Consider the following 7,576-nt stretch of genomic DNA (forward strand, 5'->3'; position numbering starts at 1 on the left):
CCATGCGCAAGACTTTCAAGGACTTCGTCGCCGAGGCGGCATCCCGCATCAAGGAGATATATCCCTGGGACCTGGAGGAGGACTTGCGGGCCGGCCAGGACATCCTGCTGCTCGATGTGCGCTGTCCGTCCGAATTCGACCGCATGCGCATCGAAGGATCGGTCAACGTGCCGCGCGGTATCCTGGAGACCGCCTGCGATTACGGCTACGAGGAAACCGAACCGGTCCTGGTGGAGGCGCGCCGACGGCCCATCGTCGTCATCTGCCGGTCGGGAAACCGCAGCGTTCTCGCCGCCTGGACGCTTCGGGAGATGGGGTTCGAGGATGTCGCCTCCCTCAAGCTGGGCCTGCGCGGCTGGAACGACGACGAGATGCCGCTATGGGACGCGGCCGGCAACCGCGTTTCCCCGGATATCGCGGAGAAGTATTTCCAGCCCGTCCTGCGTCCGGAACAACAGGGCCCCGCCGGAGCGAAAATCCGATGACCCGTCTCATGCGATCCCTCCTGGTGCTGCCCGCCCACAACCGCCGCTTCCTGGAGAAGGCGGCGGGGAGCGGGGCCGACGCGGTGCTGCTCGACCTGGAGGATTCGGTCCCGGCGGCCGACAAGGACTCGGCCCGCCGGACCCTGGTCGAGGCTTTGAACGAACTGGACTGGGGCCGCAAGACGGTGATGGTGCGGGCCAACGGCCTGGAAAGCCCCTGGACTTACCAAGATGTCATCGCCGTCCTGGGGGGCGCGGGCGGCCGGTTCGATCTGTTCATGCTGCCCAAGGTGGAACGTCCCGGGGACATCGTGACGGTGGCGACCCTGATCGACCAAGTGGAACGCTCCTTGGGCCTCGCCAAGCCGGCGGGGCTGGACGCGCTGATCGAGACGGCCGGTGGCCTGCGCCACGCCGAGGCCATCGCCGAGGCTCATCCGCGCCTGGAGGGCCTGCATTTCGGTCCTGCCGACTATGCGGCGTCCATGGGTATCCGCACCACCGCCATGGGCGGCGCCAATCCCGATTACCAGATGCTCACCCATCCGGACGCGGCGGGACGGCGCGACAGCCACTGGGGCGACGCCTCCCACTATCCCCTGGCCCGCATGGCGGTGGCGGCGCGGGCCGCGGGACTCCGGCCCATAGACGGCGCCTATGCCGATTTCCCCGATATCGAGGGCTTCAGGGCCCAGGCGCGGCGGGCCCGCGCCCTGGGTTGCGAAGGCAAGTGGTGCATCCATCCCAGCCAGGTGGCCGCCGCCAACGAACTGTTCTCCCCGTCACCGGAAGAAGTGGCTCTGGCCCGGCGCATCCTGTCGGCGATGGCCGATGCCGCCCATGCCGGCCGCGCCGCTTTGGTCTTGGACGGCCGCATGATCGACATCGCCACGGTCAGGCAGGCCCAGGCACTGGTCGCCAAGGCGGAAACCATCGGGACGGCCTACCCGGATCGACTCTAAGCCGGCGGACGAGGGGTGGGGGAAGGTTGGGCGGGGGTCGGAGCAGGTTGAACCGGAGTAACGGGCTGCGCCGGAGCCGGATCAGCGGGCGGTTCGGCTTGTAGCCGCATCACCTGGGCGATGGCCTGTTGCTGGGCGGCGTCCTGCACGGGGGAAGGCGGCTGGGCTGGGGGCTGCACCTGGGCCACCTGGGCCGCGGGAGGCGGCGGGACATCTCCCTCGCCCTTCTTCTTTTCCTCGGCTTCCTTGTCCGGAGCGGGAGGCACGACCAGACCGTCGATCACCACTTGGTAGACGGTCTGGGGATCGGCGAACCCCTTCAACCCGAACTGGCCCCGATTGATGAAGCGGAAATCCTTGCCGGCGCAAACGCCATGCGCAGTTTCGGAGACGAAGACCTCGCCCGCTCCCGCCTTGTCGACGATGCGGGCGGCCAACTGGACGTGGGTGCCGAACAAATCGTCGTCCTCGGCGATGGCTTGGCCGGAATGCAGACCCACCTTCAGGCGCAAAGGCAAGTTAGGGTTGGCCTTATTGTGTTCGGCCGTCTGCTTCTGGATGTCGATGGCCGCGCCGATACCGTCGGTGGCCGTGCCGAACGACGCCATGATGCCGTCGCCCGTATGCTTGATCTCTTTGCCGCGGAAGCGCCCCAACGCGGTGCGGACGATGGCGTTGTGGACCCGCACCACCTTCTGGGCGCCCGCGTCGCCGAGACTTTGCGTGAGGGCGGTGGAACCGACCATGTCGGTGAACATGACGGTGACCACGGATTGTTTCTCGCCCGCATCCTTGGGCCGCCCCCAATCGTCGAGGGCCCGATCCATCAGCTTGGCCGCGTTCTTGTCGCCCGCCAGATGGGCTGCCATGGCTGCACGGCCGGACTCGAACATAGCCATGTAGCGGGAATCCGCCAGCAGGTAGTCCTGGTATTTGTCGGCGAAAGACTGGGCCTGGGTCTTCTTGAAGCCGATCGTCTGGACGGTTTCGCCCAGGATGCGCGACGTGGTCAGGACGTCAAGCTGCTTCTCGGACCCCAACGCTTCGCAGGCCCCGGCCAGAAAGAGATTGACGCCAAACTTGTTATAGTTGTCCATCCTTCGCGAAGATGCCACCTGAGCCAGGGAATCGCCCAGGTATTTCATCATGAGCGCCTTCTGCCGTTCGCCGTGGGGACTCATCGGCGGCGGTTCCTTCGGCGCCGAGGGCATTTCGAACCTCGGCTTGGCCTGAGGCCCCTCCCCGTCGTCGGAGCGCGCATTCCCCGCCACCACATCGGCGACCCTCTTTTCGGCTTCCTTGCGGTCGCCGACCGACAAGTTGGCATTGGCCTTGGTGGTAGCCTTGACCGCTTCCGCGGTGGCCGCCGTCGCCTGGGGCTCGGCCGAAACACGCCGCCGAGGCAGGCCGAAATCGAAGTTGAGATTTTCGCGCGACAACGAATAGAGCGCCATCGGCACCGCCGAAAGCAGGAACGACACGATGAAGGTGGCCAACACGATGGCTTCGGCCGTTTGCTTGGATGCCATGACGCCGAAAGCTGTGGAATTCTTCAGGCCCATGGTCACCAGGGTGCTGGCACCCGCGGCAAAGGCCGCGGCAAGAAGGGTGATGACCAGCAGCTTGAGCACCACGCCGGCCAAGGAGGCGCGCGGCTTTTCTTCCTGGGGCTCGGGTTCCGACGCGGGCGGGCTCCCCTTGGATGGACCCGCAGCCTTCTTCGGCGCCTCCTTCTTGGTTTCCTTCCTGGGAGCGGGTGGCGCCGGCTTGGCCTCGGGCTTGCGGTCTGGCTTTTTGTCCTTGCCCGACTGCGGCGAGTCCACCTTGGTTCCGCCGCTCTTGTAGACCAGCGCTTCGGAACTGCTGTTGGACGCGTAGTTATAGACCTCCTTCACCACCTTGACGTTGGCGGTGCTCTTGTTGCGCTCCAGATCCTGGGCCACCTCGATGGCGGAATCCTTGGCATCGAACGGGAACCGGGAATAGATCTCCCACCGTCCGTTGACATAGATCTGGACTTCGTAGGTGAGGACGCGTTCCTTTTCCTCGGCCATCCAGCCTCCCACCGGCCGCCACGGCACACGGGGCCATGCGGCGTTCGCCATCCCTCGCACGTGCCGCGCGGGCAGGCACGATCCCCTTGCGATCTTATATCGCGCAAGCCGGCAAGACAATTGGTCCCATACATTTTGTTGCCCGGACAGTTGGATACGGGCTATTGTACAAGCGATCCGGAACGCCGCGCGCGAGGGGCCCGCCAAGGCACAACATTTCCGGCACAACGGCGCGAGCGGGGATGAGAAATGTCGTTTCTTGCAAATCTGCGGATCGGGACCAAGGTATCCTTGGCCTTGGTCCTGCCCATTGTCGGGCTCTTGGTGTTTTCCGGAAACACCGTGCTGGACAAGCGAAAAATTGCCGGAGAAATGGACCTTCTGGAAGATCTGGCCGGTTTCGCGCCGACCATCAGCGGACTGGTCCATGAACTCCAGAAGGAACGCGGCACTTCCGCCGGCTATACCGGCGCCAAGGGCGCGAAATTCGCGGACCGCCTACCGGTCCAGCGCAAGCTGACCGACGAGAAACTGGCCGCCTACGACGCCGCGCTAGGGCGCCTTGACGTGGCGACCTTCGGCGCCGGATTCACCGGCAAGTTGGACAACGCCAAGGAGGCTCTGGCCAAGTTGTCGGCCATGCGCACCGACATCACCGCTCTCAAGCTGACCGTCCCCCAGGTGGCCGGCTATTATACCCCGACCATCGCCAAGCTGCTGAGCTTGGTCGAGGAAATGGCGATCATTAGCTCGGATGCCCAGGTGACCAAGGCGATCACAGCCTACACCAGCTATTTGCAATCCAAGGAATTCTCCGGAATCGAACGCGCCTCGGGCTCCGGCGGCTTCAGCGCCGGTAAGTTCGACGGTCCCGTCCATCGGCTCTATACCCAAGTGATCGCCAAGCAAGACGTCTACATGGCGGTCTTCAACATCTACGCCACCCAGGAGCAGCGTGACTTCCACAAGAACACGGTCGCCGGCAAGGAGGTGACGGAAGTCGAACGCCTGCGCAAAATCGCCCTCGACAGCCCCTTCGCCGGCACGACGGAAGGCATCGAGGGCCCCTACTGGTTCGACACCATCACCACCAAGATCAACCTGCTGAAGACGGTCGAGGACAAGATCGCCGGCGACCTGCAGGCCCTGGCCGGGCGGATTCACGGTTCGGCCTATGCCGCTTACAACACCTACCTGTTCGTTACCCTGGCGTTGCTGGCGGTGACGTTCTTCCTGGTGTTCCTGATCGTGCGCGGCATCACGCGGCCCATCGCCGGAATGACCAGCGCCATGACCCATCTGGCCAGCGGCGACGTCTCGGTCGAGATCGAGGGTTCCGACCGCGGCGACGAGATCGGCTCCATGGCCCGGGCGGTCCAGGTGTTCAAGACCAACCGCATGGATATGGAGCGCCTGCAACGCGAGCAAGTGGAGGCCGAGCACCGGGCGGCCAAGGAGCGCCAGCAACATCTGCTGGAACTGGCGAATGACCTCGACCGCCGGGTCAATACCAACGTGGCCGCGGTGCTGAGCAACGCGGAACATATCAGCGCCACCGCCCAGGCCATGGGGACGCGTATCGATACCGGCTCCTCGCGGTCTCTGACCGTGGCCGCCGCCGCCAACCGCACTGCGGAGAACGTGCAGACGGTGGCCGCCGCGGCCTCGGAGCTAAGCAGCTCGATCGCCGAGATCAGCCGTCGGGTCGCCCAGTCCAGCCGTATCGCCTCCGAGGCGGTGGAGGAGGCCGAACGCACCAACGCCAAGGTACAGGGATTGGCCGACGCGGCTTCGAAAATCGGCGAGGTCGTGGCTCTGATCACCGACATCGCCGACCAGACCAATCTTCTGGCTCTGAACGCCACCATCGAGGCAGCCAGGGCCGGAGAAGCCGGCAAGGGATTCGCCGTGGTGGCTTCCGAGGTCAAGAATCTCGCCAATCAGACCGCCAAGGCGACCGAGGAGATCGGAGCCCAGATCGGCGCCATCCAGGGCGCGACCGCCGAAGCGGTATCGGCGATTCGTGCGATCACGGGCACGATCAACAAGGTCAGCGAAATCGCCGCGGCCATTGCGGCGGCGGTGGAACAGCAAGGTGCGGCCACCCAGGAGATCGCCCGCAACGTGAAGGACGTGACGAGCGATGCCATGATGGTGCAGGATAGCATCGTCGACGTCACCCGGACCTCGGCATCGTCCTATGGATCGGCCATCGAGGTTCTGTGGGCGGCCGACGATCTGGGGCCGCCGGCCCACGCCTTGAAGACCGAGGTCGAAGACTTCCTGGGCAGCATTCGTGCAGGTGGCGCGGGATAAAAAGACGAGGGAGGAAAATAGGATGGACTTCAACGTCAAGGATGTCGGCACGGACCGCGAGGTCTATCTGTCCGGCAAGCTGAGCTTCGCCGACCACAAGAAGTTCCGCGAAGTGGTACAGGGATTGAAGGCGGGAAACCTGCGGCACTGCACCCTCGACATGACCCGGCTGGAGTCCATCGATTCCGCCGGCCTGGGGTTGCTGATCCTGGTCAAGGACACGGCGAAGGACAAGAACCTCTCCCTCTGCATCCGGGGTCCGAAGGGGCAAGTGCGGAAGATGCTGGAGATTTCCCGTTTCGGGGACATCATCTCGATAACCGAGTAAGGCGGGCGATCCCTTCTAACGGCCGCCGCAGGCCAAGCGCGGACGCTGGGTGAAGGGAAAGGCCTTGAACCACATTTCCTCCTCGCGCCAGGCGGTGTCCTTGGCCTGTTCGAGGTCCTGGTTCGTGGCGATTACACGGCCGGGGGCCAGCCGATCCACCACGGCCCACGCCTTTTCGCGGTGGTCATAGACGACGGAATAGCGCATCGCGGATCACTCCCAGCCGTAATCGAGTCCGATTCCGGATTGTCGCCGGGAACTTCCCAATAAAAGATTAACACGAAGACACGGCGAAGCTCAGTCGAGGCCAGTCTTGCCGACTTCGAGGAACTTCTCGCGCCGGATGGCCTTGAGCCGCCCGCCGTCCAGATGGACCAGCTTCTGCATCGCCTCCCAGATGGCGTCTCCGACCGCCTGCACGGCGGCCTCCCGGTTGCGGTGGGCGCCGCCCATGGGCTCAGGCACGATGCCGTCGATCACCCCCAGGCTGAACAAATCCTGGGCGGTCAGCTTGAGAGCCTCCGCGGCGGTCTTGTTCTCCGCACCGTCGCGCCACAAGATCGAGGCGCAGCCCTCGGGCGAGATCACCGAATAGATGGAATGTTCCAGCATAAGCACACTGTTCGCAGTGGCCAAGGCGATGGCTCCGCCGGAGCCACCTTCGCCGATCACCACGCTGACGATGGGCACGCGGACCGTGAGACAGACCTCGATGGAGCGGGCAATGGCCTCGGCCTGACCGCGTGCTTCCGCGTCGACGCCCGGATAGGCACCGGCGGTATCCACCAGGGTGATGATTGGTAGGCGAAACCGATCCGCCAGCTTCATCAAGCGCTGGGCTTTACGGTAGCCCTCCGGCCGGGCCATGCCGAAATTATGGCGCACGCGGGTTTCGGTATCCGATCCCTTCTCCGTGCCGATCACCACGACGGAACGGCCACGGAAGCGCCCCAGACCGCCGACGATGGCACGATCCTCGGCGAAAGCGCGATCGCCCGCCAGCGGGGTGAATTCCTCGATCAGCGCCTTGACGTAGTCGAGCGCGTGGGGACGATCGGGATGGCGGGCCACCTGGGCCTTCTGCCAGGGGCTGAGCTTGGCATAGGTCTGGCGCAGCAGCTTGTCGGCCTTGGCCTGGAGCTTGGCAACCTCGTCCGCGATGTTGATTTCCGCGGAATCGGTAAGGTGCCGCAGCTCCTCGATCTTGCCCTCAAGCTCGGCGATCGGCTTTTCGAAATCGAGGAAATTATGCATGGCGCCGAATGTCTATCATAGGCCCGACGGAGAGGCGAAGCCAAAAAGCACTTTGAAGCCTACGCGCTACGGACGTCGTGCAGGAACTTCTGGACGATGCCCTTGAGGCCTTCGGCCTGGCGGGCGAGTTCGCGGCTGGCTTCCAGCACCTGGCCCGAGGCCGAACCGGTTTCCGAG

At 64.6% G+C, this 7,576-nt stretch carries 7 protein-coding genes; 4 read left to right on the forward strand and 3 right to left on the reverse strand.

The genetic code is table 11. From position 1 onward, the window contains the following. The first annotated feature begins 2 nt into the window (after positions 1-2). Positions 3-485 (forward strand): rhodanese-like domain-containing protein, encoded by a 483-nt coding sequence (locus tag H7841_11270; GenBank protein MEO5337457.1) that lies wholly within the window; start codon positions 3-5, stop codon positions 483-485. Beyond that, positions 482-1,447, forward strand: coding sequence for a CoA ester lyase (locus H7841_11275; GenBank protein MEO5337458.1), 966 nt, complete (start codon positions 482-484; stop codon positions 1,445-1,447). Before H7841_11270 ends, H7841_11275 begins: the two co-directional genes overlap by 4 nt. Here the strand turns inward: H7841_11275 and H7841_11280 are convergent. After that, entirely contained in the window at positions 1,444-3,501 is a 2,058-nt protein-coding gene (locus H7841_11280) for an adenylate/guanylate cyclase domain-containing protein (GenBank protein ID MEO5337459.1), read from the reverse strand. The genes H7841_11275 and H7841_11280 overlap by 4 nt on opposite strands. Positions 3,502-3,750: 249 nt before the next feature. Here H7841_11280 and H7841_11285 point away from each other — a divergent pair, with 249 nt between their 5' ends. Beyond that, the gene (locus H7841_11285) at positions 3,751-5,817 is read left to right on the forward strand and encodes a nitrate- and nitrite sensing domain-containing protein (protein ID MEO5337460.1); all 2,067 of its coding nucleotides are present in this window, start codon (positions 3,751-3,753) and stop codon (positions 5,815-5,817) included. 22 nt (positions 5,818-5,839) lie between these two features. Beyond that, a complete protein-coding gene (locus tag H7841_11290) occupies positions 5,840-6,145 on the forward strand; it encodes an STAS domain-containing protein (protein MEO5337461.1) in 306 nt (101 codons plus the stop codon). Between the two features lie 15 nt (positions 6,146-6,160). On the opposite strand, the gene H7841_11295 is transcribed toward H7841_11290, so the two are convergent. Together H7841_11295 and H7841_11300 are read right to left on the reverse strand one after the other, a co-directional pair. After that, a complete protein-coding gene (locus tag H7841_11295; protein MEO5337462.1) occupies positions 6,161-6,352 on the reverse strand; it encodes a hypothetical protein in 192 nt (63 codons plus the stop codon). Positions 6,353-6,442: 90 nt separating this feature from the next. Beyond that, positions 6,443-7,399, reverse strand: a complete 957-nt coding sequence (locus H7841_11300) for an acetyl-CoA carboxylase carboxyltransferase subunit alpha (GenBank protein MEO5337463.1) — start codon at positions 7,397-7,399, stop codon at positions 6,443-6,445. Positions 7,400-7,576: the final 177 nt, after the last annotated feature.

Origin of the sequence: Magnetospirillum sp. WYHS-4 (assembly GCA_039908345.1) — a bacterium.
GTDB lineage: Bacteria > Pseudomonadota > Alphaproteobacteria > Rhodospirillales > GLO-3 > JAMOBD01.